This is a genomic window from Pseudomonas sp. IC_126, from assembly GCF_004331835.1.
Lineage (GTDB): Bacteria > Pseudomonadota > Gammaproteobacteria > Pseudomonadales > Pseudomonadaceae > Stutzerimonas.
Genome location: NZ_SJSS01000001.1, coordinates 827,840 through 852,706 on the forward strand (window position 1 = coordinate 827,840; position 24,867 = coordinate 852,706).

At 60.5% G+C, this 24,867-nt stretch carries 20 protein-coding genes; 9 read left to right on the plus strand and 11 right to left on the minus strand.

The window, feature by feature from the left end:
• Window positions 1-204 precede the first annotated feature (204 nt).
• From E0D86_RS03820 to E0D86_RS03830, 3 genes are read left to right on the plus strand one after another with little or no spacing between them, the layout of a single operon-like run.
• Entirely contained in the window at window positions 205-972 is a 768-nt protein-coding gene (locus tag E0D86_RS03820) for an SDR family NAD(P)-dependent oxidoreductase (protein ID WP_131648626.1), read from the plus strand.
• A gap of 14 nt (window positions 973-986) precedes the next feature.
• Window positions 987-2,174 (plus strand): acetyl-CoA C-acyltransferase, encoded by a 1,188-nt coding sequence (locus E0D86_RS03825; protein ID WP_131648627.1) that lies wholly within the window; start codon window positions 987-989, stop codon window positions 2,172-2,174.
• A 9-nt stretch (window positions 2,175-2,183) separates the two neighbouring features.
• Window positions 2,184-3,317: an acyl-CoA dehydrogenase gene (locus E0D86_RS03830; protein ID WP_131648628.1), complete on the plus strand. Its 1,134-nt coding sequence runs from the start codon at window positions 2,184-2,186 to the stop codon at window positions 3,315-3,317.
• A 357-nt stretch (window positions 3,318-3,674) separates the two neighbouring features.
• On the opposite strand, the gene E0D86_RS03835 is transcribed toward E0D86_RS03830, so the two are convergent.
• The 11 genes from E0D86_RS03835 to E0D86_RS03885 form a co-directional block, all read right to left on the minus strand.
• Window positions 3,675-4,754: a CaiB/BaiF CoA-transferase family protein gene (locus E0D86_RS03835; RefSeq protein WP_131648629.1), complete on the minus strand. Its 1,080-nt coding sequence runs from the start codon at window positions 4,752-4,754 to the stop codon at window positions 3,675-3,677.
• A gap of 362 nt (window positions 4,755-5,116) precedes the next feature.
• Complete coding sequence (locus E0D86_RS03840; protein ID WP_371924028.1) at window positions 5,117-6,769, minus strand: long-chain fatty acid--CoA ligase; 1,653 nt, start codon at window positions 6,767-6,769, stop codon at window positions 5,117-5,119.
• Window positions 6,770-6,964: 195 nt separating this feature from the next.
• On the minus strand, window positions 6,965-8,116 hold the full coding sequence (locus E0D86_RS03845; RefSeq protein WP_131648630.1) for an acyl-CoA dehydrogenase family protein: 1,152 nt from the start codon (window positions 8,114-8,116) through the stop codon (window positions 6,965-6,967).
• A 9-nt stretch (window positions 8,117-8,125) separates the two neighbouring features.
• On the minus strand, window positions 8,126-9,181 hold the full coding sequence (locus E0D86_RS03850) for an enoyl-CoA hydratase/isomerase family protein (RefSeq protein WP_131648631.1): 1,056 nt from the start codon (window positions 9,179-9,181) through the stop codon (window positions 8,126-8,128).
• 2 nt (window positions 9,182-9,183) lie between these two features.
• The gene (gene mmsB, locus E0D86_RS03855; protein WP_131648632.1) at window positions 9,184-10,074 is read right to left on the minus strand and encodes a 3-hydroxyisobutyrate dehydrogenase; all 891 of its coding nucleotides are present in this window, start codon (window positions 10,072-10,074) and stop codon (window positions 9,184-9,186) included.
• Between the two features lie 80 nt (window positions 10,075-10,154).
• Window positions 10,155-11,666, minus strand: a complete 1,512-nt coding sequence (locus E0D86_RS03860; protein WP_131648633.1) for a CoA-acylating methylmalonate-semialdehyde dehydrogenase — start codon at window positions 11,664-11,666, stop codon at window positions 10,155-10,157.
• Between the two features lie 426 nt (window positions 11,667-12,092).
• Window positions 12,093-13,388, minus strand: coding sequence for a TRAP transporter large permease (locus tag E0D86_RS03865; RefSeq protein ID WP_131648634.1), 1,296 nt, complete (start codon window positions 13,386-13,388; stop codon window positions 12,093-12,095).
• Window positions 13,378-13,854: a TRAP transporter small permease gene (locus tag E0D86_RS03870; RefSeq protein ID WP_131648635.1), complete on the minus strand. Its 477-nt coding sequence runs from the start codon at window positions 13,852-13,854 to the stop codon at window positions 13,378-13,380. The genes E0D86_RS03865 and E0D86_RS03870 overlap by 11 nt, the downstream gene beginning before the upstream one ends.
• 46 nt (window positions 13,855-13,900) lie before the next feature.
• Entirely contained in the window at window positions 13,901-14,896 is a 996-nt protein-coding gene (locus tag E0D86_RS03875; protein ID WP_131648636.1) for a DctP family TRAP transporter solute-binding subunit, read from the minus strand.
• 287 nt (window positions 14,897-15,183) lie between these two features.
• Window positions 15,184-15,585 (minus strand): hypothetical protein, encoded by a 402-nt coding sequence (locus E0D86_RS03880; RefSeq protein WP_131648637.1) that lies wholly within the window; start codon window positions 15,583-15,585, stop codon window positions 15,184-15,186.
• Window positions 15,586-15,628: 43 nt separating this feature from the next.
• A complete protein-coding gene (locus E0D86_RS03885) occupies window positions 15,629-16,027 on the minus strand; it encodes a DoxX family protein (RefSeq protein WP_131648638.1) in 399 nt (132 codons plus the stop codon).
• A gap of 421 nt (window positions 16,028-16,448) precedes the next feature.
• Between E0D86_RS03885 and tig the strand changes: the two genes are divergently transcribed.
• From tig to E0D86_RS03915, 6 genes are all read left to right on the plus strand, one after another.
• Window positions 16,449-17,759: a trigger factor gene (gene tig, locus E0D86_RS03890; protein WP_131648639.1), complete on the plus strand. Its 1,311-nt coding sequence runs from the start codon at window positions 16,449-16,451 to the stop codon at window positions 17,757-17,759.
• A gap of 85 nt (window positions 17,760-17,844) precedes the next feature.
• Entirely contained in the window at window positions 17,845-18,483 is a 639-nt protein-coding gene (gene clpP, locus E0D86_RS03895; protein WP_131648640.1) for an ATP-dependent Clp endopeptidase proteolytic subunit ClpP, read from the plus strand.
• A gap of 98 nt (window positions 18,484-18,581) precedes the next feature.
• Window positions 18,582-19,862 (plus strand): ATP-dependent Clp protease ATP-binding subunit ClpX, encoded by a 1,281-nt coding sequence (clpX, locus tag E0D86_RS03900; RefSeq protein WP_131648641.1) that lies wholly within the window; start codon window positions 18,582-18,584, stop codon window positions 19,860-19,862.
• Between the two features lie 127 nt (window positions 19,863-19,989).
• Window positions 19,990-22,386, plus strand: a complete 2,397-nt coding sequence (gene lon / locus E0D86_RS03905) for an endopeptidase La (protein WP_131648973.1) — start codon at window positions 19,990-19,992, stop codon at window positions 22,384-22,386.
• 134 nt (window positions 22,387-22,520) lie between these two features.
• Window positions 22,521-22,793 (plus strand): nucleoid-associated protein HU-beta, encoded by a 273-nt coding sequence (gene hupB, locus E0D86_RS03910; RefSeq protein ID WP_003282502.1) that lies wholly within the window; start codon window positions 22,521-22,523, stop codon window positions 22,791-22,793.
• Between the two features lie 207 nt (window positions 22,794-23,000).
• Entirely contained in the window at window positions 23,001-24,857 is a 1,857-nt protein-coding gene (locus E0D86_RS03915) for a SurA N-terminal domain-containing protein (protein WP_131648642.1), read from the plus strand.
• Window positions 24,858-24,867: the final 10 nt, after the last annotated feature.

Sequence of the window (24,867 nt, forward strand, 5' to 3'; positions counted from 1 at the left end):
CCACCGGCGCCAAACTGATAACACGGAAGCGTCGCCTTGCTATGAATGTCGGCTACGCCGCGCCGTGCAGGCGATTTGGCCAAAACAGTCATCGCGATTGCGTGCAACGACCATTGTCCGGGCAAACCGGTCTGATGAAGATGGAACCAGCGAGATCCGGCAGCGCGTCTGCAGCGATCCCTAACATTTTCGTGAGGTCATGCTGTGAACATTCAAGACAAGGTTTTTCTGATCACCGGCGGCGCTTCCGGTCTGGGTGCGGCAGCTGCCGAAGCGCTGATCGCCGCGGGCGCGAAGGTCGTGCTGGCGGACATCAACGCCGAGCTGCTGAACGAGCGCAGCGAAGCGCTGGGCGCAAGCGCTCACGGTGTGGTCACCAATGTGTGTGACGAGGTGGCGGCGCAGGCGGCTGTGAATGCGGCTGTCGAACATTTCGGCGGCCTGCATGGGCTGGTCAATTGCGCCGGTGTCGCCAGCGGCGAAAAGGTTCTCGGCCGTCAGGGGCCGCACGGGCTGGGCAGTTTCAGCCGGGTCATCGGCCTCAACCTGATCGGCAGTTTCAACATGCTGCGCCTGGCTGCCGAAGCGATGTCGCGCGGTGAGCCGGATGCGCAAGGCAATCGCGGCGTGATCATCAACACGGCGTCCATCGCCGCCTACGACGGGCAGATCGGTCAGGCCGCTTACGCCGCGTCCAAGGGTGGCGTGGTCGCCATGACATTGCCCGTTGCGCGTGAACTCGCGCGTCACGGCATCCGCGTGATGACCATTGCCCCGGGTGTATTCGAGACGCCAATGATGGCTGGCATGACTCAGGAAGTGCGCGACTCGTTGGCCGCCGGTGTGCCGTTCCCGCCGCGTCTGGGGCGAGCGAATGAGTACGCGGCGCTGGTGCGCCACATTATCGAAAACGACATGCTCAACGGCGAAGTGATCCGCCTCGACGGCGCGCTGCGCATGGCCGCGAAATAATCGGGAGATACATGATGAACAACGATCCAATCGTGATTCTGGGCAGCGCCCGTACGCCCATGGGCGGCTTTCAGGGAGATCTTAAAAGCGTCAGCGCGCCGGAGCTGGGTGCGGCGGCGATTCGCGCGGCGGTGGAGCGCAGTGGCGTTGCCGCCGAACAAGTGCAGGAAGTATTGATAGGCTGCGTGCTGCCGGCCGGTCTCGGCCAAGCGCCGGCACGTCAGGCCGCGCTCGGCGCTGGGTTAGGCAAGGCGACCGCGTCCACCACGCTGAACAAAATGTGCGGCTCTGGCATGCAGGCCGCCATCCTCGCGCACGATGCGTTGCGCGCGGGCAGTGTCAATCTGATCGTCGCGGGCGGCATGGAGAGCATGTCCAACGCGCCCTACCTGCTGGAAAAGGCCCGCAGCGGTTACCGCATGGGCCACGGCAAGGTGCTCGACCATATGTTCCTCGATGGCCTCGAGGACGCGTACGACAAGGGCCGGCTGATGGGCACCTTCGCTGAAGACTGTGCGCAGAACCATGGCTTCAGTCGCGAAGAGCAGGATGCCTACGCGCTGACATCACTGCAGCGCGCCCGCGATGCGATCACTAGCGGCCGCTTCGCCAGTGAGATCGTCTCGCTCGACGTCACCCAAGGCCGCGAGCAACGTACGATTCGCGACGATGAGCAGCCGCCCAAGGCGATGCCGGAGAAGATCCCATCGCTCAAACCGGCGTTCCGCGAAGGCGGCACGGTGACCGCGGCTAACTCCAGTTCCATTTCCGATGGTGCCGCCGCATTGGTGCTGACCCGCCGTTCCGAAGCTGAGCGCCTGGGGCTGAAGCCTCAAGCGGTGATCCACGGCCACGCGGTGTTCGCCGATGCGCCAAACCTGTTCCCGACCGCGCCTATCGGCGCCATTCACAAGCTGCTGGAGCGTACCGGCTGGCGTCTCGATGAGGTGGATCTGTTCGAGATCAACGAGGCGTTCGCCGTGGTCAGCATGGTCACCATGCGCGAGCTCGGCCTGGATCACGCCAAGGTCAACGTCAACGGCGGCGCCTGCGCACTGGGCCATCCCATCGGTGCGTCCGGTGCACGCATTCTGGTGACATTGATCGCCGCACTGCGTGATCGCGGCTTGCGCAAGGGTATTGCGGCCATCTGCATCGGCGGTGGCGAAGCGACCGCCATGGCCGTCGAACTGCTCGACTGAGGATTTGCCATGCTGCTCAATGACGATCAAACCAGCATTCGCGACATGGCCCGGCAATTCGCCCAGGAGCGGCTGAAACCTTTCGCCGCCGACTGGGACCGTGAACATCGCTACCCGGCCGACGCGATTGGCGAAATGGCCGAACTCGGCTTCTTCGGCATGCTTTGTCCCGAACAGTGGGGTGGCAGCGACACCGGCTACATCGCCTATGCGCTGGCCCTGGAAGAGATCGCCGCTGGCGACGGTGCCTGCTCGACCATCATGAGCGTGCACAACTCGGTGGGTTGCGTGCCGATCCTGCGCTTTGGGACCGACGAGCAGAAGCAGCGCTACCTGACGCCATTGGCCAGCGGCGCGCAGATCGGCGCCTTCGCCCTCACCGAGCCGCACGCGGGCTCCGATGCCAGTAGCTTGCGCACCCGCGCCCGGCGTGACGGCGACGGCTACGTGATCAATGGCGCCAAGCAATTCATCACCTCGGGCCAGCATGCCGGCACGGTGATCGTCTTTGCCGTGACCGATCCGGACGCCGGCAAGCGCGGCATCAGCGCCTTTATCGTGCCCACCGATACGCCCGGCTATCAGGTGGTGCGCGTCGAGGACAAGCTCGGCCAGCATGCGTCCGACACCTGCCAGCTGGCGTTCGAGGACATGCGCGTGCATGAATCTCAGCGCTTGGGCGAGGAGGGCGAGGGCTACCGCATCGCCTTGGCGAACCTGGAAGGCGGCCGCATCGGCATCGCTGCCCAAGCCGTCGGCATGGCCCGCGCTGCCTTCGAAGCAGCCCGCGACTACGCCCGCGAGCGCGAGGCGTTCGGCAAGGCGCTTACCGAACACCAGGCCGTTGCCTTCCGCCTGGCCGACATGGCGACCCAAATCGCCGTTGCCCGGCAGATGGTGCTGCACGCCGCCGCCCTGCGCGAAGCCGGCAAGCCCGCGCTGGTCGAAGCTTCGATGGCCAAGCTGTTCGCCTCCGAAATGGCCGAGAAGGTCTGCTCGGCGGCGATCCAGACGCTCGGTGGATATGGCTACCTGCAGGACTTCCCTGTGGAACGCATCTACCGCGACGTGCGGGTCTGCCAGATTTATGAAGGGACCAGTGACATTCAGCGTTTGGTGATTGCGCGTAACCTGGGAGAGTGAGAGCCCGAGAAGCTGTTCGGGCGTCGTGAGGGCCATCAGGCCGTTCCGCTCCTCGTAGGGCGGGCCGGGCGGCGTTCCGCTTTAGCTCACTACTATGCGCGTTCTGGGGTCCTGGTGGGCTGAAGCCCACCCTACGGGGTTGTGTCGACATGCCGGCGTCCGGGCTGCTCCGGGTCTCGCGTAGGGTGGGCTTTAGCCCACCGCAACGGAGTGATACTGCCGTCTTTGGTGGGCTGAAGCAGAGCGCCGCCCGGCCCACCCTACAGTTCCTGCGTGGGTGCGGGGCGCCATGGATGATCCGCGGCGCTTAGGTAGGGTGGGCTTTAGCCCACCGCAATCGAGTGATCCTGGTGCCCATCAATCCCAGCCTGCCGCATCCTCTTCCGAATCCCTGATCGCTCCCGGCGTTCTTGAAAAACGCGGAGCCGGTGCGGCGTGCAGGGCACCGTCGATGTCGCGATAGACGCCGCGTTGCTGCATATGCGGGTGCTGCGCGGCTTCTTCCAGAGTGAGCACTGGCGCGAAGCAGGCGTCGGTTCCTTCGAGCAGGGCGCACCAGTCAGCCTGGGTTCGGCTAGCGAAGAGTGTGGCGAGCTCTTCGCTTTGCTCTTCCCAACGGTCCGGGTCGGCACAACCTTGTTGCAGGCTTTCTGAAGCGTCGATTTGCTGCATCAACTCGGCGAAGAATTGCGGTTCCAGCGGTCCGACGGCGATATCGCAACCATCGGCACAGGTGTAGCAGCGGTAATGCGGCGCGGCGCCAGAGAGCAGATTGCGGTCGCGCTCAAGGGATATGGCCCCGCTGGGCAAGAGTCCCGCAAAGAAGCTCATCATCGATGACACACCATCAACGATAGCTGCATCGACCACCTGACCTTTGCCCGATCGTTCTCGCTCCCATAGCGCGGCCATGATGCCGAACGCCAGATACAACGAGCCGCCGCCGAAGTCGCCGACCAGATTGAGCGGCGGAATGGCCGGGCCCTCGCGACCGCCGATGGCAGCCAGCGCGCCGGTAATCGCCAGGTAGTTGATGTCGTGTCCTGCGCTTTTAGCCAACGGCCCGGTCTGGCCCCAGCCAGTCACGCGGCCGTAGACTAGACGCGGATTGCGGGCGTGAACCTGTTCCGGGCCGAGACCCAGACGCTCCATCACGCCGGGGCGAAAACCTTCGATCAGCACATCGGCGTTTTCGGCCAAAGTCAGGCAGCGCTCGCGACCGGCATCGCTGCGGATATCCAGCGTCAGCCGCTTGCGACCGCGGTCCACCACTGGGTTGGGCCAGCCGTTACCGCCGTCACGCTCGATGCGGATGACCTCGGCACCCAGATCGGCCAAAAGCATCGCGCAATGCGGCCCGGGCCCGATGCTGGCAAATTCCAGTACGCGCAGCCCAACCAGCGGGCCTTGGCGGTGTAGAGTATTTTCGGTTGGCATGGATGGCTCCTAAGCGTAGCGGGCGAGGCGCGTAGCGCGTGTTGAACCGGAACCGTTGGCGGCTCCGAGCACAGACGTGCGGCCGGCTTTCCGATGGGTATCACCTGATGGATCGGTGATGCGTACTGTTCCGTAGGATGGGGCAGGCCACGCGGAAGCAACTCGTGGGATGCTCCCGAGGTGGATGACCATGTCATCCACCTTATGGGACGCTCCAGTCGCGGTGGGACTCGCTGAAGGCTGCACCCCGCAACGCAGGGCGCTGGATCGGAGCTGCGTCGGGCTGTGCAGGTTGACGGGAGCGAAGTCCAACGAGCTGGCTTGGCTCCGCAACCTCTCCGCCCTACGGCCAGCAGTGTTGACTACATACTCGCCGCGCTCGCTTCGCTCGCCGGCATGTCTACGAGGTACGAGCGATAGCGGTCGCGCAGGGTTTTCTTGTCGATCTTGCCGGTGGCGGTAAGGGGCACGCTGTCGAAGATCACCGCGTCGGGCACCCACCACTTGACGATCTGTGGTTCGAGATAGGCGAGTACGGCTTCGGTGGACAGTTCGGCATCGTCATGCGGTTCGATGATGAGCAGCGGGCGTTCCTCCCATTTTTCATGCGCTACACCAACCACCGCGGCGATGCGTACGCCTGGGCAGCCCACGGCAACGTTTTCGATATCGATGGAGCTGATCCATTCGCCGCCGGACTTGATCACATCCTTGCTGCGGTCGGTGATGCGCATGTAGCCGTTGGGGTCGAGGGTGGCGATGTCGCCCGTGTCGAACCAGCCGTCAGCATCCAGTGCGCTGGTCTCGCTGCGGAAGTAGCGCTCGACGGTCCAGGGACCGCGCACGAGCAGGTCACCGGAGCTGGTCCCGTCATGCGGCAGATCGTTGCCCGCTTCGTCGACGATCTTCAATTCGATACCAAATTGCAGACGGCCCTGGCGGGTCCAGATGGCCTCGTTGGTGGCGGCTTCGCCCAGGGCTGCGAGCTTGGGCGTCGGGGTGGCGACCACGCCGAGCGGGCTGGTTTCGGTCATGCCCCAGAGCTGACGGACGCTGACGCCATAGCGGGTTTCGAATTTCTCGGCCAGCGCTCTGGGCACGGCCGATCCAGCAATCACCAGGCACTTGAGCTTGCCCGTGTTCTCGCCGGTGCGCTCCAGGTGGTTGAGGTACATGGTCCAGATGGTCGGGACGCCACCGGAGAAGGTGACGCCCTCGGTCTGGATCAGCTCCTGCAGACTCGCGCCGTCCATCTTGTCGCACGGCAGGACGAACTTGCAGCCGTTGATGGCGGCGGTAAAGGGCACGCCCCAGGCGGTGGCATGGTAGAGCGAGGAGCAGGGCATGATGCAATCGAACGCGGAGAAGCCGAAGGCGCCTGTGAGACCCGCCGCCATGGCGTGCAGAACGACGGAACGGTGACTGTAGACTACGCCCTTCGGATTGCCGGTGGTCCCGGAGGTGTAGCAGAGCATGGCGCCTGCGTTCTCGTCGAACTGCGGCCAGTCGGTAATCGGTTGCTCCTTGGCGAGCAGCGTTTCATAGCTGAGCGCACCCACTTCCCCCGGCTCGGTGCGTTGCGCATCGGAGAGCATGATGAAGGTGTGGATGTGTTCCAACCGTGGTCGTACGCGTTCGACCACAGCGAGGAAGCTGCGGTCGAACAGCAACACGCCACTGCCGGCGTGATTCAACGTATAGATGATCTGCTCGTCCGACAAACGGGGGTTGGCGGTGTGCAGCACGGCGCCGATGCCAGGCACGGCGAAGAATAGTTCGAAGTGACGATGCGTGTTCCAGGCCATCGAAGACACCAGATCGCCGGGTTTGACGCCAAGGCTGCGCAGCATTGCGGCTGCTTGGCCGGCGCGCTTCGCCAGGCCTGAATAGTCATAGCGCCATAGGGGTTCGTCCACCAATCGCGAAACGATTTCCCGGTCGCCATGGGCCAGGGCCGCGTGGGTCAGAATGCCGCTGATCATCAGCGGGGTCTGCTGCATCGTACCTTTGAGCATCTTCGTATCCTTCTTATTGTTGTCTGGATACCGGCCGCGCTTGCCGGCATCCGCCGCTCGGATTACTGCTTCGAGGTGTTTCGTCTGTTGGCCGCCAGGTGTGCGTCCATCTTTGGATCGCTGATCGTTGGCAATCGCTCGCGTTCCCCTGGGTCCTTCGCTCGTTATCTGCTTCCTCCCTTCCGTTGGTTTCGATCACAAACCGTAGTTGTTCAGTTCGCGCGCGATCAGCAAACGCTGGATCTCGCTGGAGCCTTCGTAAATCTGGGTGATGCGCGCGTCGCGGTAGTAGCGCTCGACCGGATAGTCCTCGAGGTAGCCGTAGCCACCGTGTATTTGCATGGCTTTGGAACAGACGTATTCGGCCATTTCCGAGGCGAACAGCTTGGCCTGGGACGCCTCCGAAAGGCACGGCAGGTTGGCGCTGCGCAGGCGGGCGGCATGCAGGATCAACAGGCGCGCGGCATTCAGCCTCGTATGCATGTCGGCCAGCATGTTCGCCACGCTTTGGTGCTCAATGATGGGCTTGTCGAACTGGATGCGCTCACGGGCATAACCTAGCGCCGTTTCGAAAGCGGCGCGGGCGATACCTAGCGCCTGGGCGCCGATGCCGATGCGTCCACCTTCGAGGTTCGACAGCGCAATGGCTAGGCCCTTGCCGCGCGGGCCGAGCAGGTTGGCCTCGGGAATACGGCAATCGCGCAGGGTCACGCCGCAGGTATCCGAAGCACGGATGCCCATCTTGCTTTCCATGCGATCGACGATGAATCCGGGGTTATCGGTGGGCACCAAAAACGCCGACAGGCCTTTCTTGCCCATATCCGGGTCGGTCACTGCGAAGACGATGGCGATCTTCGCGCGCTTGCCGTTGCTGACGAACTGCTTGGCACCGTTGATTACCCATTCGCCGTTATTCAGCACGGCACGGGTGCGCAAGTTGTGCGCTTCCGAACCGGCCTGGGGCTCGGTGAGGGCGAAGCAACCGATGGCACGGCCCGCAGCCAGCTCTGGCAGCCATTCGTCCTGCTGTTCAGGTGTGCCGTATTTCAGGATGGGGCCACAGCCGACCGAGCTGTGGATGGACATCAGTGCGCCAATGGCGCCGTCGCCGGCCGATATTTCTTCGACCGCCAGGGCGTAGGCGACGTAATCGATATAGGTTCCGCCCCATTGTTCGGGGACGATCATGCCGAGAAGACCGAGGTCGCCCAGTTGGGTCACGGTCTCGTCGCCGATCCAGCCGGCCTGTTCCCAGGCCTGAGCCTTGGGGGCGATCTCGGAGCGGGCGAAGTCTCGCGCCATATCGCGGATCATCCGCTGTTCTTCGCTCAGTTCGATGTCTTGCATTGATCCTCCTCAGGCACCCGCGAAGAAATCGGCAACACGCTGCGGCGTTACTTCATTGAGCGTAGGCGGGCTCCAGCGCGGGTTCTTGTCCTTGTCGACAATCAGTGCGCGCACGCCTTCGATGATGTCGCCCTGGTCGAACCATTGGCGGTCCAGATGAAGCTCCATGCCGAAGCACTCGGCCAGCGACAGCGTGCGACCACGACGAAGCATTTCCAGCGTGACGCTGAGCGATAGCGGCGAACGGCTGTCGATGACCTTGAGCGTTTCGGCCGCCCAGTTGCGGTACTCGGGTCGGTTTTCGTCCGCCAAGGAATCGCGGATGGCCGCAACGCTGTCATGGGCGAAGTGCTTCTCGATGGCGGGGAACAGGGTCTTGAACGGCGCGTCTGGCAGTTCCTTGCTGCCCATGGAGGCGAGCAGGGCGGTAAGTGCTTCGCCGGCTGGAGCGGTCCAGCGCTGCTCGTCCAGCCGTTGTTCCAGTTCGGCGAAGCGCTCGTAGGGCACGCAGTAATCGGCAAGCCCCGCGTAGAGCGCATCGGCCGAACCAACGTGGTTGCCAGTCAAGCCCATATAAATGCCGAGATTGCCGGGCAGACGCGGTAAGAAGTAACTGCCACCGACATCAGGGAAATAGCCGATGCCAACTTCCGGCATACCCATGCGTGTACGTTCGGAAATGACTCGCAGCGACGCGCCCTGGACCAGGCCCATGCCGCCGCCGAGGACGAAGCCGTTCATCAGCGCCAGCAGTGGCTTGCTGTAGGCGTGGATGTACTGATCCAGCGCGTACTCTTCCTCGAAGAAGACGCGGTGAAGGTCTTCGCCGTTCTGGTAGCTGTCATACAGCGAGCGGATGTCGCCGCCGGCGCAAAAGGCTTTCTCGCCAGCGCCGCGCAGTACCACGGCGACCACGCCCTGGTCGTCGGCCCAATCCTGCAGCTGGCGATGGAGGGTGCGCACCATGGGCAGCGTCAGGGCATTCAGGCCGGCTGGACGATTTAGTGTGAGATAGCCGACGCGATTGCGGACTTCGATCAGTACCGGCGCTTCTGCCTGGGTCATGCTCAATGCTCCTGGCGGTAAAGTTTGATGATCGCGGAAAAGTCCAGCGCACCGTTGCCCTGCATGCTGAAGGCCTGGTACAGCTGCTGCGCGAGGCCACCGAGGATAACCGGCTGGCGGACCTGTTTCGCCGCTTCACTGGCAAGGCCGAGGTCCTTGAGCATCAAATCGGTGCCGAAGCCGCCGCTGTAGTCGCGCGAGGCCGGGCTGTTTTCCACAACGCCGGGGAACGGATTGTAGATTTCGGAGCTCCAGCAACGTCCGCTGGAGGAATTGATCACACCAGCCAGCACCTTGGCATCCATTCCCAGCGCGACGCCCAGTGACATGGCTTCGGCGGCGCCGATCATGGAGATGCCGAGCAACAGGTTATTGGCAACCTTGGCCACCTGGCCGTTGCCGCTGCCGCCACAGTGGACGATGTTCTTGCCCATCGTCGCGAGAATTGGCTGCGCTTTCTGAAAGTCCGCGTCACTGCCGCCGACCATGAACGTCAATGTGCCGGCTGCGGCGCCGACCGTGCCGCCGGAAACCGGCGCGTCGAGCATGGGGTTGCCATTGCTGGCTGCCGCTGCGGCGACTTCACGCGCACTCATCGGGTCGATGGTTGAGGAGTCGATCAGTAATACGCCGGCCGGTACGTGGGCCAGCAGCCCATCGTCACCAAGATAGACCTGACGCACATGCGCGGCCGCTGGCAGCATGGTGACGATGACCTCAACACCCCCCGTTGCGACCGCAGCGGGCGAGGTCGCTTCCTTCGCGCCGGCTTCCACCAGCCCGGAAACCGCCGCGGCGGATAGATCGAAAACGCTAACCTGATGGCCGGCTTTTAGCAGGTTGTGGGCCATGGGCCCGCCCATGTTGCCGAGTCCCAGAAAACCGATATGCATGGCCGTTCCTTCTTCTTGTTAGTGGCGACTGGTTGTTGGTGGAGAAAAGGCGGCGCCGCTGGTGCGCGGCGCCGATTGCGTTACTTGAGGTTGATGGTGGTATTCACCGGCCCGCCAACTTCGTTTTCATCGAACCAGCGCTGGATGACAGTCTTGGTCTGAGTGTAGAACTGCACCACCTGTTTGCCGTACGGACCGAGGTCGCCAAGCTTCGAGGCACGCGAGCCGGTAAAGGAGAACATTGGCACCGGCACCGGAATCGGTACGTTGATGCCCACCTGGCCGACGTCGATCTCTTCCTGGAAGTGGCGTGCCGCCGCGCCGGAGCGGGTGAAGAGGGCGGTGCCGTTGCCGTTGGGGTTGGCGTTGATCAGTTCGATGGCCTCGTCGAGGGTGTCGACCTGCATCACGCAGAGCACCGGGCCGAAGATTTCTTCGCGGTAGATGCTCATCTCAGGCTTCACTCCGGAGAAAATGGTCGGCGCAACGAAGTTGCCTTTGTCGTAACCGGCGATCTGTGGATTGCGCCCATCGAGTACCAACTCGGCACCTTCCGAAACGCCGCGCTCGATCAGCGAGCTGATGCGATCAAGCGCTGCGCAAGAGACAACCGGACCGAGATCGGTATCGTTTTCGGCACCCGCGTTGACTTTCAGGGTCTTGGCCTTGGCCACCAGATCGGGCAACCAGTTCTGCGCCTCGCCGACCAGAATCAGCACCGACAATGCCATACAACGTTGTCCCGCCGCGCCGAACGCTGCGCCAAGCAGGTTGTTGAGCGTCTGCTCCTTGTGCGCATCGGGCAGGATGATGCCGTGGTTCTTGGCGCCCATCATGCATTGCACACGCTTGCCGGCCTGGCTGGCGCGGTTGTAGACATGGGTGCCGACCTTGGTCGAGCCAACGAAGGAAACGGCCTTGATGTCCGGGTGATCGCAGATCATGTTCACTGCATCGGCGCCACCATGAATGACGTTGAGCACGCCCGGCGGCACACCGGCTTCCATCGCCAGTTCGGCCAGGCGCATGGTCACCATCGGGTCCTGCTCGGATGGCTTGAGCACGAAGGTATTTCCCGTGGCGATGGCCATCGGGAACATCCACAGCGGAATCATCGCCGGGAAGTTGAACGGCGTGATGCCGGCACAAACGCCCAGCGGTTGCAGCAGCGTATAGGTGTCGACGCCAGTGGCGACGTTGTTGGCCAGCTCGCCCAGCTGCAGGTTGCCGATGCCAGCGGCGTGCTCGACGACCTCCAGCCCGCGGAACACATCGCCCTCGGCGTCGGGCAAGGTCTTACCCTGTTCGGCGGTGAGGATCGCCGCGAGCTCCTTCATGTTTTCGCGAATCAGCTGCTGATACTTGAGGAAGATCCGCGAGCGCACGCCGATTGGCGTCTTGCGCCACGTCTTGAACGCTTCCTTGGCGCTGGCGACGGCGGCGTTCATCTCCGCTTCAGTGGCGAAGGGGACTCGCGCCAGGACTTCCTGGGTCGCCGGGTTGACGATGTCGCGCCACTCGCTAGTGGACGACTCGACCAGCTCACCGCCGATCAGGAGTTTGACTGTTGGGATGGCACTTGACGGGGTCATGGCGGGGTCCTGCGATTGTTGTTATTGGATACGTCTGTCCTGATCCTAGAGTGCAAATTTCTCAGTATCAATGAGGCTTGCCGCATAGTGCATCTGCAAAAATGCACGTCGTGCTTGCGCACGTTGACGGGACACTGATTCGCTGCTGCTTGAATGACTATAGATGTTGAGGCTGGATAATTCTGGCGAAGCGGTAGTCGACAGGCCTGATGGACTTCGATGAAGCGCTATCGGATGTGATGGCTACTGACATGGCTGCTCGATGCGATGATGCGTGCAAGTCGCGGGTCAGGCGTGTCGGCGTCCAGGCGGATGGGAGCCAGATTGGGGGCTTGCGCAGACCGGATGCGCAAGCCCCCCGCTGAAGTGCAGGGGTGTTGGGCCATTGCACGCGCTATCGAGCAAGACGGCAAGTGTGACGTACCGCTAGACCGCGTATCCCAGCACGCGCGGTAGCCACAGCGCGACTTCCGGGAAGACCGCCACCAGCACCAGTGCGCTTCCCATCACCAGTACGAACAGCATGGCCCAGCCGACCGTTTGCTCCAGACGGATCTTGGCGACTTCGGCCGTGACCATCAGGTTGATTGCAACTGGCGGCGTGAATTGGCCGATGGCGATATTCATCGCCAGCAGGATGCCGAACCATACCGGATTCCAGCCGAAGTGCTGCATTACCGGAATCAGAATGGGCATCAGGATCAGGTAGATGGAGATGGCGTCCAGCAACATGCCGGCCAGCAGCACGGCGATCATCACCAGAATGAGCAGTACCGTGCCGTTGTCCGATAGCGAAATCAGCCATTCGGCCAGATGACGGAACGTGCCGAGCATCGTCCCGGACCAGGCGAAGATGCCGGCCAGAGCGATGATCAGCATGACCACGCCAGAAATCACCGCAGCCTCGCCGCAAAGCCGCCAGAGGTTGCGCCAATCCAGTTCGCGAGTGACGAACAGGCCGATCAGTACGCCGTACGCCACGCCGGCTACGGCCGCTTCGGTCGGCGTGAACAGGCCACTGCGCAGGCCGCCGAGGATCAGCACTGGCGCGAACAGTGCGGGCAACGCCTGGCGGAAGCTTTCGCCCAAGGGAGGTCGCTCGGCATCTTCCGGATTTTCCCAGCCATAACGCCTGGCCAGCAGCCAGGCCGGCAGCATCAGTACCAAGCCGGCGATGATTCCCGGAAACAGGCCCGCAGCAAACAGCGCACGCAGGTCCACGCCGGGTACGACGATGGAATAAAGGATCAGCGCGATGGACGGCGGAATCAGGATGGCGGTGGAAGCCGAGGCGGCAATTAGCGTGGCGGAGAACGGCTTGGGATAGCCCGCGCGAGTCATGCTCGGCAGCATCACCATAGCGACCGCCGCAGCATCGGCCGGCCCCGATCCGCTCATTCCGCCCATGATCAGGCACACCAGGATCGCAACCATCGCCAGGCCGCCATGACGTGGGCCGATCACCGCCTGGGCGAAGCGCACCAGACGCAGTGCTACGCCGGATTTCTCGAATACCAGACCGGTGAGTATGAACAGTGGAATGGCAATCAGCGGGTACTTGGCGACGCCGTTGTAGGTATTGGTGCCGAGCGTTGCCAACATGTCCGGCGAGAGCCCGGCAAGAATGCCGATCGCGCCCGACAACGCCAGAGAAAATGCCACCGGCACGCCGATCAGCAGCAACAGCAGGAAGCTTGCGAGCATCCAGAAGTCAGGGCTCATCAGAGAGCCTCCCGCGCAGTCGATCGACGGTCATTTGAGTAAGGCGCACCGCCATCGACAGAGCCAGCAATGGCAGCCAGACCACATACCACCAGTTCGGCAGGCCAAGGCCGGGTGACTCCGATTCCCATTGATACTCTTCCAGGGCGAACTGGCCACCGAACCAGGCCACCAGACCCAGCACCAGTATGCTGGCGAGCCATTGGAGGAGGATCAGGGATGTGCGCAAGCGCGGAAAGAGGCGCTCGATCAAGCCAATGCGAATGTGGCGGTTACTGCGCATTGCCACGGAGGCGCCGGCAAAGGTCAGGATGACCAGCAGAAAGACAGAAAGCTCTTCAGTGAAAGCAAAGGAGGCATCGGTGAAATAACGCACCACTACGTTGGCCAAGCTGATCAGGCTGATAAATATCAGCGCCAGCGTGCCCAGTACGCGCTCCAGGCGCGCGTCCTTTCGATTGTTCATGGATTTCCTCGAATCCCGGCGGCACGGTGCCGCCGGGTAGAACGGTTTACTCAGCGATGGCCGCGCGCGCCGCCTCGATCAGCTCTGCGCCGATCTTCTGCGTCCACTTCTCATGTACGCTGCGAGTCGCGTCGACGAACGCTTGGTGCTCGGCATCAGACAATTCGGTGACCTCGACGCCGCGGGCGCGGATGTCTTCCAGGCGCTTGGCCTCGCTGCTGCGCGACAATTCGATCTCCCATTTGCCTGCGTCGATGGCAGCCTGACGCAGCAGTTCGCGATCGGCTTCGGGCAGTTGTTTCCAGACGCGCTGATTGACCGCGAAGATCAGCGGGTCGGCCATGTAGTGCCAAAGTGTCAGGTATTTCTGGCCAACCTGATCAACGCGCGCGACGTCGAACACCGCCAGCGGGTTTTCCTGGCCATCCACCGCGCCAGTGGTGAGCGCTGGCTTGGCATCGGCCCAGCTCATTTGGGTAGGGTTGGCGCCCAATGCGGTGAAGGTGTCCTGGAACAGCGGGGAACCAACTACCCGAATCTTCAGGCCGGCAAGATCGGCCGGGGTTTTCACCGGCTTGGATGAGTTGGATATTTCGCGAAAACCGTTCTCACCCCAGGCCAGTGGAACGATGCCGCGCTTCTCGATGGCGGCGAAGGCCTGCTTGCCGGCGTCGCCTTGGGTGATGGCGTCAAGATCGGCGCTATCGTCCATCAGGAAGGGCAGGGAGAACAGGTTCAGCTCCGGCACCTGAGGCGACCAATTGATGGTCGAGCCGACCGCCATGTCGATCAGCCCGGAACGCATCGCGGAGAATTCCTTGGTTTGATCCCCGGCGACCAGTTGCGCGTTGGGGTAAACGCGTAAGGTGATTTCGCCTCCGGAGCGTTCCTCGACCAGATCGGCCCATTTTTGCGCCGCCTGGCCCCACGGAAAGGCATCGGACAGCACGGTGGAAACGGAATATTCGCGGGCCGAAGCGGCGAAGGTGGCAGATAGGGCCGCAGCGGCAGCCAGCGCGGTAAAGCAACGGGTCAGTTTCATGAGGCGTCCTTGTTCGGATCCGATCTTGGTTTTATTTAGCGAACGACCGGCCGCTGGCGGGCAGCGACGGGTGTAACGATAGCGGGTCGGCCATCGAACGCGCGGGTAGCGCGAAAGGACGCGGCGAGCTGCAGGAGGTGGGCGCAGCGAATATCGAAGGGCGTCACGAACGCCGAATGCCTTGTGAGCGAGCGGCGTACCAGCCGCAACGCGACAGGTCGGACAACTATCGCAGAAGGTGTCACGGAGCGCTATTGCCGGTTCTGGTTAGACGCAACGGCGGATCATCAGGCATCGCGTAACAAGTCGTGGGCGTTGAGGAGACTGAAGGCGATTTCCGGGCGCTTCTGTAATGCCCGGCGAATCGCGGCGGGAATCGACTGGCGCGTTTTACGACACAGCCCAGGCAGCTCGGCTATCTCAATGCGGATGCCGCGCATGCTGCGCACTTCGTTGTGTCCCGGCGCGATCTCCACGCGAATGCCCAATTGCTGGTGCATCCGCTGCTGCATGCGCTCGAGGTCGCCCATGCTGGTAAGGTTCTCCAGCCGCTCCAGCAGCCGATTCTCTTCATGAAGGGTCAAGCGAAGGATGCGCGCATCGCTTTTGGGCTTGTCCAACAACTGCTCTCGGCCGCAGTTGCAAGCGGTGGGTGGGCAGGGTTGGCGGATCTGAACCGAGGCTGTCATGGCGCTGATCATAGTAAACGGCACACGGCGTTGCCTATCGATCTTAATTGAACCGTCCGTTGATTCCGCCAGCGCTGTACCTGCCGGCACCGAGTAGCGCGATAGCGATCGAACCGAAGAGGAACATGCCTTGTAATTCGAGCGCCCAGCCACCCATCTGGCCGAGCGAAAAAAGCTCCTGCATATGTGCCAAGGTAAAGGCTACTGCCATATTGCCAACCATAAGTACCGCCCCAACACGTGTGAACAGTCCGATGATCACCAGCACGGGCCCGACCACTTCCCCAAGGTAGACGCCATAAGCGAGGAGCGTGGGCAGCCCATGGCTTTCCAGCATCCCCTCAATACCGCCTATGCCGTTCTGCAGTTTCGATATTCCATGCAACAAGATCAGCACACCAACCGATACTCTCAGTACCAGCTTCCCGATATCTTCAGTCATGTTCGAACCATCCAGTAGAGCACCGATGCTCTGGTATCTAAGACAGTAGACCAGCCGTGGTACTGCTGCATGTGCACCGACTGTATTTCCCCGTCATGCATCGTTCGATGCGTGAGCAGCAAAGTTAAGGATTCCGCCGGGCGGAACGCTTCCCTTTATTGTGACTGCATCCAATAGCCGGAAACGGGACAGTCGCTTCGCCTACGACCTTCAGTTGGTCGTAATGCCTGTGCCGGATGGCTCCAGTTGGCGCTGGGGCATCTGGTCGCACTTTTCCGCCGAAATCGCCTTTTAACTCGTGGCAAAGCTCCGTTTGATTGTGTCCTGACGAGCGGGGTGACTTCTATGATTCGAGCCACTAGAATGCTTGCCCATTCTGGGGCCGGAACGCCGGCTTATGTCTGTGCAACGAGGAAAATCCATGCAAGTTTCTGTTGAAAGCACCTCCGCTCTTGAGCGCCGCATGACCATTGGCGTGCCGGTCGAGCGCATCGAGAACGAAGTCAACAAGCGTCTGCAACAGACCGCCAGCCGTGCAAAGATCCCAGGTTTCCGCCCCGGCAAGGTGCCGATGAGCGTCATTCGTCAGCGTTATGAAGCTGCCGCACGCCAGGAAGCGCTGGGCGATCTGATTCAGGCCACCTTCTACGAAGCCGTGGTAGCCGAGAAGCTGAACCCCGCCGGCGCGCCTGCCGTCGAGCCGAAAGTGTTCGAGAAGGGCAAGGATCTGGAATACGTCGCGACTTTCGAAGTTTTTCCCGAATTCAAGGTTGCCAGCTTCGAAGGCGTCGAGATCGAGCGCCTGCAGGCCGAAGTGGCAGATGCCGACGTCGACAACATGCTCGACATCTTGCGCAAGCAGAACACTCGTTTTGAAAAGGCCGACCGTGCTGCCGAAGACGGCGATCAGCTGAATATCGATTTCGTCGGCAAGATCGACGGTGAAGCCTTCGCCGGTGGTTCGGCGCAAGGCACCCAGCTCGTGCTGGGGTCCGGTCGCATGATTCCAGGCTTCGAATCCGCGCTGGTTGGCGCCAAGGCTGGTGAAGAGCGGGTCATCACCCCGACTTTCCCGGAGGACTACCAGAATCTCGACCTCGCCGGTAAAACTGCCGAGTTCACCGTTACCGTAAACAGTGTCGAGGCCCCTCAGCTGCCGGAACTAAACGATGAGTTCTTCGCTCAGTTCGGCGTACAGGAAGGTGGTCTCGAAGGTTTCCGTGCCGAAGTGAAAAAGAACATGGAGCGCGAGCTGCGCCAAGCCATCAAGACCAAGGTCAAGAATCAGGTCATGGAAGGGCTGGTTAGTGCCAATCCGATCGAAGTCCCGAAAGCACTGATCGACAACGAAGTGAACCGTTTGCGCGTTCAAGCCGTTCAGCAGTTCGGCGGCAACATCAAACCTGACCAACTGCCGGCGGAGCTGTTCGAAGAGCAGGCCAAGCGCCGTGTCGTGCTGGGCCTGATCGTCGCCGAAGTGGTCAAGCAGTACGAGCTCAAGCCTGATGACGCACGTGTTCGCGAACTGATCGAGGAAATGGCTTCCGCTTACCAAGAGCCGGAGCAGGTCGTGTCCTGGTACTACAAGAACGACGAGCAATTGAACGAAGTCCGTTCTGTTGTGCTCGAAGAGCAAGTTGTAGATACTGTCCTGCAGCAGGCTAAAGTGACCGACAAATCGGTCTCCTACGAAGAAGCAGTGAAGCCTGCGGAAGCTCCGCAAGCTGCCTGAGTCTCTTCACCGTTTATATGCATTCATAAGCCAGCCTCGTGCTGGCTTATGTCTTTGCGGCATGACATAGGGAGTTTCGTTGGAAATGTCCGGCAATCCGTTTATGCAAGCACCAGATATCCAAGCGGCTGGCGGCCTGGTGCCGATGGTCATCGAGCAGTCTGCTCGTGGCGAGCGCGCGTATGACATCTATTCCCGTCTCCTGAAGGAGCGGGTGATCTTCATGGTCGGCCAAGTGGAAGATTACATGGCCAACCTGATCGTTGCGCAGATGCTGTTCCTCGAGGCGGAAAACCCCGAGAAGGACATTCACCTGTACATCAATTCCCCCGGTGGTTCGGTTACTGCAGGCATGTCGATTTACGACACGATGCAGTTCATCAAGCCCGACGTTTCCACGATTTGCATCGGTCAGGCCTGCAGCATGGGCGCCCTGTTGCTGACGGGCGGCGCAGCGGGCAAGCGTTACTGCTTGCCGCATTCGCGCATGATGATTCACCAGCCGCTGGGTGGTTTCCAGGGGCAGGCGTCTGACATCGAAATTCACGCTCGCGAAATTCTCACGATTCGCGAGCGGCTGAACAAGGTAATGGCTGCACACACTGGCCAGCCGATGGAAGTGATTGCGCGCGACACCGACCGTGACAACTTCATGAGTGGCGAAGAAGCTGTCAAGTACGGCCTGATCGACCAGGTCTTGGCCCAGCGGCAGATGGCAGTCTGATCACACCGCCCGGCGATATCCGGCTGTAGCGTGGGCTTGAAAAAGCCCACGATTGCCTTCATCTTGTGTTTCAAGCCTTCCCCGATTGGATCGATCGAATGACTGACACCCGCAACGGCGAGGATTCCGGCAAGCTGCTCTATTGCTCTTTCTGTGGCAAAAGCCAGCATGAAGTACGCAAGTTGATTGCCGGACCCTCGGTCTTTATCTGCGACGAGTGCGTCGACCTGTGCAATGACATCATCCGTGAGGAGGTGCAAGAGGCACAGGCTGAAAGCAGCGCGCAAAAACTGCCTGCACCCAAAGAGATCAGCGGCATTCTCGACCAGTACGTCATTGGTCAGGAGCGCGCCAAGAAGATCTTGGCAGTGGCTGTTTACAACCATTACAAGCGACTCAACCAGCGCGACAAGAAGGAAGAAGTCGAACTGGGCAAGAGCAACATTTTGCTGATCGGGCCGACCGGTTCGGGTAAGACGCTGCTCGCCGAGACGCTCGCACGGCTGTTGAATGTGCCGTTCACCATTGCCGACGCCACCACCCTCACCGAGGCGGGCTACGTAGGCGAGGACGTTGAAAACATCATTCAGAAGCTGTTGCAGAAATGCGATTACGATGTCGAGAAGGCTCAAATGGGCATTGTCTACATCGATGAGATCGACAAGATTTCCCGCAAGTCAGACAACCCTTCGATTACCCGCGATGTGTCGGGCGAAGGTGTACAGCAGGCATTGCTCAAACTGATCGAAGGTACGGTCGCTTCGGTTCCGCCGCAGGGTGGTCGAAAGCATCCGCAGCAGGAGTTCCTGCAGGTCGATACGCGCAATATCCTATTCATCTGTGGCGGTGCGTTCGCTGGTCTGGAGAAGGTTATCCAGGGCCGCTCGACCCAGGGCGGCATCGGCTTCAATGCCGAGGTTCGCAGCAAGGATCCGGGCAAGAAGATCGGTGAGTCGTTGCGTGCCGTGGAGCCTGACGATCTGGTCAAGTTCGGCCTGATTCCAGAGTTCGTCGGTCGTCTGCCGGTCATTGCGACCCTCGATGAGCTGGACGAGGCGGCGCTGATTCAGATCCTGACCGAGCCCAAGAACGCGCTGACCAAACAGTATGGGAAGTTGTTCGAGCTCGAAGGCGTAGATCTCGAGTTCCGTACCGATGCACTTAAGGCCGTGGCTAGTCGTGCCTTGGAGCGCAAGACCGGAGCGCGTGGTCTGCGTTCGATCCTGGAAGGCGTGCTGCTCGATACCATGTATGAAATTCCTTCGCAGAAGGATGTCAGCAAGGTGGTCATCGACGAAAGCGTCATCGAAGGGACTTCCCAGCCGCTGCTTATTTACGAGAGCAGTGAGCCGCCTGCGAAGGCTGCGCCGGACGCGTAAGATAACAAGGGGCCTCCGGGCCCCTTTGCTTTTCTGCCGCCGCCTTGTTTTTTGCCCTGCACGCCCTCATCTTGATTGCCAGGGTGTTTCCCGTTCACCGCCGTATGGCCGTCGTAGAGCTGAATTTATGAAGACAACCATCGAATTGCCCCTTTTGCCACTGCGCGACGTCGTGGTTTACCCGCACATGGTGATTCCGCTGTTCGTTGGCCGGGAAAAGTCCATTGAGGCGCTCGAATCCGCCATGGCTGGTGACAAGCAGATACTGCTGCTGGCCCAGAAGAACCCGGCCGATGACGATCCGGCTGAAGACGGGCTTTACCGTGTGGGCACGGTTGCGACCGTGCTGCAGTTGCTCAAGCTTCCGGACGGCACCGTCAAGGTTCTCGTTGAGGGCGAGCAGCGTGGCGTCATAGATCGCTTTTACGACGTGGACGACCATTGTCGCGCTGAGGTGTCGTTGATCGATGAGTCCGACATCGAAGAGCGCGAAGCGGAAGTTTTCACTCGCAGTCTGCTGAGTCAGTTCGAACAGTACGTTCAGCTTGGCAAGAAGGTCCCTACCGAGGTGCTTTCATCGCTTGCCAGCATCGATGAGCCGGCGCGTCTGGTCGATACCATGGCCGCGCATATGGCGCTTAAGATCGAGCAAAAACAGGCGATTCTCGAAATCATCGATCTGCCGGCCCGGGTCGAGCACGTACTGGCGCTGCTTGATGCCGAAATCGATCTGCTTCAAGTGGAAAAGCGAATTCGCGGGCGCGTAAAGAAGCAGATGGAGCGAAGCCAGCGTGAGTACTATCTGAACGAGCAGATGAAGGCCATTCAGAAAGAGCTGGGCGATATCGACGAAGGTCATAACGAAATCGATGACCTGAAGAAGCGCATCGAGAATGCTGGCCTGAGCAAGGATGCCCACGCCAAGGCGACGACCGAGCTGAATAAGTTAAAGCAGATGTCGCCGATGTCGGCCGAAGCGACTGTCGTGCGGACTTATATCGACTGGCTGGTAAATGTACCGTGGAAGGCCGCGAGTAAGGTGCGTCTGGATTTAGCGAAGGCTGAGGAAGTGCTCGACGCAGACCATTACGGTCTCGAGGAGGTCAAAGATCGCATTCTTGAGTACCTTGCGGTCCAGAAACGCGTGAAAAAGCTCAAGGGGCCGGTGCTCTGCCTGGTCGGCCCGCCGGGCGTGGGTAAGACTTCGCTGGCGGAGTCCATTGCGCGTTCCACTAACCGCAAGTTCGTGCGGATGGCGCTGGGTGGGGTGCGGGACGAGGCTGAGATCAGAGGCCATCGGCGTACCTATATCGGTTCGATGCCTGGCCGGTTGATCCAGAAGATGAGCAAGGTCGGCGTGCGCAATCCGCTATTCCTGCTCGATGAGATCGACAAGATGGGCAACGACATGCGTGGCGATCCGGCGTCCGCGTTGCTTGAAGTGCTAGACCCCGAGCAGAACCATAATTTCAACGACCATTACCTCGAGGTCGACTATGACCTGTCCGATGTGATGTTCCTTTGTACTGCGAACTCCATGAATATCCCGGCTCCGTTGCTGGATCGTATGGAGATCATTCGTCTTCCGGGGTACACCGAAGACGAGAAAATCAACATCGCGATTCGTTACCTGGTTCCGAAGCAGATACAGGCCAACGGACTGAAAAAGACCGAGCTGCTGTTCGAGGAAGAGGCGATCCGCGACATCATCCGTTATTACACTCGCGAGGCGGGCGTTCGCAGCCTGGAACGCCAAGTGGCGAAGGTCTGCCGAAAAGTGGTCAAGGAACATGCTGCGGAGAAGAGCTTCGAGGTGACGGTTACCGCCGAATCGCTCGAGCATTTCCTTGGCGTTCGCAAGTTCCGCTACGGGCTTGCCGAACAGCAGGATCAGGTCGGCCAGGTGACGGGGTTGGCCTGGACCCAGGTTGGCGGCGAGCTGCTGACGATTGAGGCCGCCGTGGTGCCTGGCAAGGGCCGGTTGACCAAGACGGGTTCGCTCGGTGATGTAATGGGCGAGTCGATCACCGCGGCGCTTACGGTCGTGCGTAGCCGAGCTAAAAGTCTGGGTATCCCGGTGGATTTTCACGAGAAGCAGGATATCCATATTCACGTGCCGGAAGGCGCAACGCCCAAGGATGGACCGAGCGCGGGGATTGGAATGTGCACGGCGCTCGTATCAGCGCTTACGCAGATTCCGGTTCGCGCCGAAGTTGCGATGACCGGAGAAATCACATTGCGTGGTCAGGTATTGGCTATCGGTGGACTGAAAGAGAAACTGCTCGCCGCGCATCGGGGTGGAATCAAGACTGTGATCATTCCCGAAGAAAATCAGCGTGATCTGAAAGAGATTCCTGAGAATATTAAGCAGGACCTGCAGATTAAACCGGTGAAGTGGATTGACGAAGTCCTCCAAATTGCGCTGCAATACGCGCCGGAGCCCTTGCCCGATGCGGCTCCCGAGATTGTTGCAAAGGACGACAAGCGCGAGTCTGATTCCAAGGAGCGAATCAGCACGCATTAGTCTGAAAGGCTTTGTTGACACATTTTCGCCGGCCTTGATATAAGCCGGCCCCTTGTGTCGTCGCTATTTCGACACCGCTTTGCTTACACCTAAAAAATTAAAGATACGACTCAACAGAAATAAGGGGACTTAGAGTGAACAAGTCGGAACTGATCGATGCCATCGCTGCATCTGCTGATATCCCGAAAGCTGTTGCTGGCCGCGCGCTGGATGCAGTGATTGAATCCGTCACTGGTGCTCTGAAGGCTGGTGATTCAGTGGTACTGGTTGGTTTCGGTACTTTCGCTGTCAAGGAACGCGCCGCCCGTACTGGCCGTAACCCCCAGACCGGCAAGCCAATCAACATTGCCGCCGCCAAGATCCCAGGTTTCAAAGCCGGCAAAGCTCTAAAAGACGCTGTCAACTAAGCGTTTTCGATCCGGCCAGTTGTCAGTTAGCGCTGGCCCTGGCTTGGAGCGGTTAATCGAACAGGCACGGCCTGTTGCGTTCGGGCCTGGGGGATAAGGTCCAACCGCTCCAAAGCTCCAAGAGGCGCATCCCTGGATGCGCCTTTCTTTTATTCGGATTCCACCCGCGCTGCAACGATCATTGCGCAGCTGACTCCTGGGGGACGCATGCTTCAGAACATCAGGGACAATTCACAAGGTTGGATTGCCAAAACCATCATCGGCATCATCGTTGTGCTGTTGGCGCTTACAGGCTTCGAGGCCATCTTCAATAGCGCGGGCAACAGCCGAACGGCCGCCGAGGTCAATGGCGAAGAAATCTCGCAGGATGAGCTCAACCAGGCAATGAACATGCAGCGCCGACAGCTGACCCAGCAGTTGGGCGGTAACTTCGACCCTTCGCTGCTGGACGATAAGTTAGTCCGCGAATCATCTCTGCAAGCGCTGATTGATCGTGCGCTTTTGCTACAAGGCGCTCATGAAGCCGATTTCGCCTTCTCCGAGGCTGCGCTCGATCAGCTAATACTGCAGACACCTGAGTTTCTCGTAGACGGCATTTTCAATGCGTCACGGTTCGATCAGGTCATTCAGCAGATGGGCTATACCCGATTCCAGTTTCGCGAGCTGCTGAAGCAGGAAATGCTCATTGGGCAGCTGCGTGCCGGTATCTCTGGTTCCGGTTTCGTCACGGATGATCAGATCGAAGCCTTTGCTCGACTGGAGCAGCAAACTCGCGATTTCGCCACCATTACCGTGCCGGCAGATAAGACCGTGATTGAAGTCAGTGACGATGAGGCGCGCGAGTACTACGAGCAGAACACGGATCGTTTCCTCTCGCCTGAGCAGGTCGTTCTTCAGTACGTCGAGCTGAAGAAGGAGTCGTTCTTCGATCAGGTCGATGTCTCGGACGAGCAAGTGGCGAATCTCTATCAGCAGCGCATCGCCAATCTTGCCGAGCAGCGCCGTGCGGCGCATATTCTGATCGAGGCCGATAACTCCAGCGACGCTGAGGCCAAGGCGAAGATCGACGAAATTGCCAAGCGCGTGGCCGCTGGTGAGGATTTCGCGGCATTGGCCAAGGAAATCTCCGACGACCCGGGTTCGGCCACTGAAGGGGGTGATCTGGGCTTCGCCGGTCAGGGGGTCTATGACCCCGCGTTTGAGGAAGCGCTGTATGCGCTCGAAGAAGGACAGGTATCAGCTCCGGTCCGGTCTGACTTTGGCTGGCATCTGATCAAGCTGTTGGGTGTGCAGTCACCTGAAGTCCCTACGCTGGAAAGCATGCAACCGGAGCTGGTTCGTGAGCTCAAGGTGCAGCAGGTCGAGCAGCGTTTCGTCGAGGCAGCCAAGCTGTTGGAAGATACTGCGTTCGAGTCGTCCGATCTCGCCCAGCCGGCTCAAGAGCTCGGCTTGTCCGTGCATACGACCGAGGCGTTCGGACGTGAGGGCGGCGGCAGTGGTGTTGCAGCCAATAGGCAGGTTATCCAGGCGGCGTTCAGCGAAGAGGTTCTGATAGATGGCGCCAACAGCGGTGTCATCGAACTGGATCCGGACACCGTTGTTGCGGTGCGTGTGAAAGAGCATCTACAACCGGAAGTGCAGCCTTTCGATGAGGTAAAAGGCGACATCGTCGCACAACTGCAGCGCAGCAAAGCGGCTGAACAGGCGCGTGAGGCAGGCGAGTCGCTGGTTGCCAGTCTGCGTGAAGGCGTGCAGGCTGAGCAGCAATGGCAGCCGGTAGAGGCTGCTTCGCGCAATCAGGAAGGCGTTGATCCGGCAGTGCTTCAGCAGGTGTTCCGGATGCCGAAGCCGGAGACGAATGAAACGCCGACTTACGGCAGCGTCCGGCTTCCCGGTGGGGACTTTGTAGTCGTTCGTCTAAGCGGAGTCAGCGAGCCGAACGCTGAACTGTCGGAGGAAGACAAGCAAAGCTATCGCCGTTTCCTGGCTTCGCGTAGTGGTCAGCAGGATTTTGCTGCCTACCGGCAGATGCTGCACGCCAACGCTGACATCGAAACCTTCTAATTCGATTCAC

Excerpts from the sequence above, each read along its gene's own strand:
- E0D86_RS03825 (WP_131648627.1), top strand. The coding sequence starts at position 987 with ATGAACAACGATCCAATCGTGATTCTGGGCAGCGCCCGTACGCCCATG.
- E0D86_RS03830 (WP_131648628.1), top strand. The coding sequence starts at position 2,184 with ATGCTGCTCAATGACGATCAAACCAGCATTCGCGACATGGCCCGGCAA.
- E0D86_RS03835 (WP_131648629.1), bottom strand. The coding sequence starts at position 4,754 with ATGCCAACCGAAAATACTCTACACCGCCAAGGCCCGCTGGTTGGGCTG.
- E0D86_RS03840 (WP_371924028.1), bottom strand. The coding sequence starts at position 6,769 with ATGCTCAAAGGTACGATGCAGCAGACCCCGCTGATGATCAGCGGCATT.
- E0D86_RS03845 (WP_131648630.1), bottom strand. The coding sequence starts at position 8,116 with ATGCAAGACATCGAACTGAGCGAAGAACAGCGGATGATCCGCGATATG.
- E0D86_RS03850 (WP_131648631.1), bottom strand. The coding sequence starts at position 9,181 with ATGACCCAGGCAGAAGCGCCGGTACTGATCGAAGTCCGCAATCGCGTC.
- mmsB (WP_131648632.1), bottom strand. The coding sequence starts at position 10,074 with ATGCATATCGGTTTTCTGGGACTCGGCAACATGGGCGGGCCCATGGCC.
- E0D86_RS03860 (WP_131648633.1), bottom strand. The coding sequence starts at position 11,666 with ATGACCCCGTCAAGTGCCATCCCAACAGTCAAACTCCTGATCGGCGGT.
- E0D86_RS03865 (WP_131648634.1), bottom strand. The coding sequence starts at position 13,388 with ATGAGCCCTGACTTCTGGATGCTCGCAAGCTTCCTGCTGTTGCTGCTG.
- E0D86_RS03870 (WP_131648635.1), bottom strand. The coding sequence starts at position 13,854 with ATGAACAATCGAAAGGACGCGCGCCTGGAGCGCGTACTGGGCACGCTG.
- E0D86_RS03875 (WP_131648636.1), bottom strand. The coding sequence starts at position 14,896 with ATGAAACTGACCCGTTGCTTTACCGCGCTGGCTGCCGCTGCGGCCCTA.
- E0D86_RS03880 (WP_131648637.1), bottom strand. The coding sequence starts at position 15,585 with ATGACAGCCTCGGTTCAGATCCGCCAACCCTGCCCACCCACCGCTTGC.
- E0D86_RS03885 (WP_131648638.1), bottom strand. The coding sequence starts at position 16,027 with ATGACTGAAGATATCGGGAAGCTGGTACTGAGAGTATCGGTTGGTGTG.
- tig (WP_131648639.1), top strand. The coding sequence starts at position 16,449 with ATGCAAGTTTCTGTTGAAAGCACCTCCGCTCTTGAGCGCCGCATGACC.
- clpP (WP_131648640.1), top strand. The coding sequence starts at position 17,845 with ATGTCCGGCAATCCGTTTATGCAAGCACCAGATATCCAAGCGGCTGGC.
- clpX (WP_131648641.1), top strand. The coding sequence starts at position 18,582 with ATGACTGACACCCGCAACGGCGAGGATTCCGGCAAGCTGCTCTATTGC.
- lon (WP_131648973.1), top strand. The coding sequence starts at position 19,990 with ATGAAGACAACCATCGAATTGCCCCTTTTGCCACTGCGCGACGTCGTG.
- E0D86_RS03915 (WP_131648642.1), top strand. The coding sequence starts at position 23,001 with ATGCTTCAGAACATCAGGGACAATTCACAAGGTTGGATTGCCAAAACC.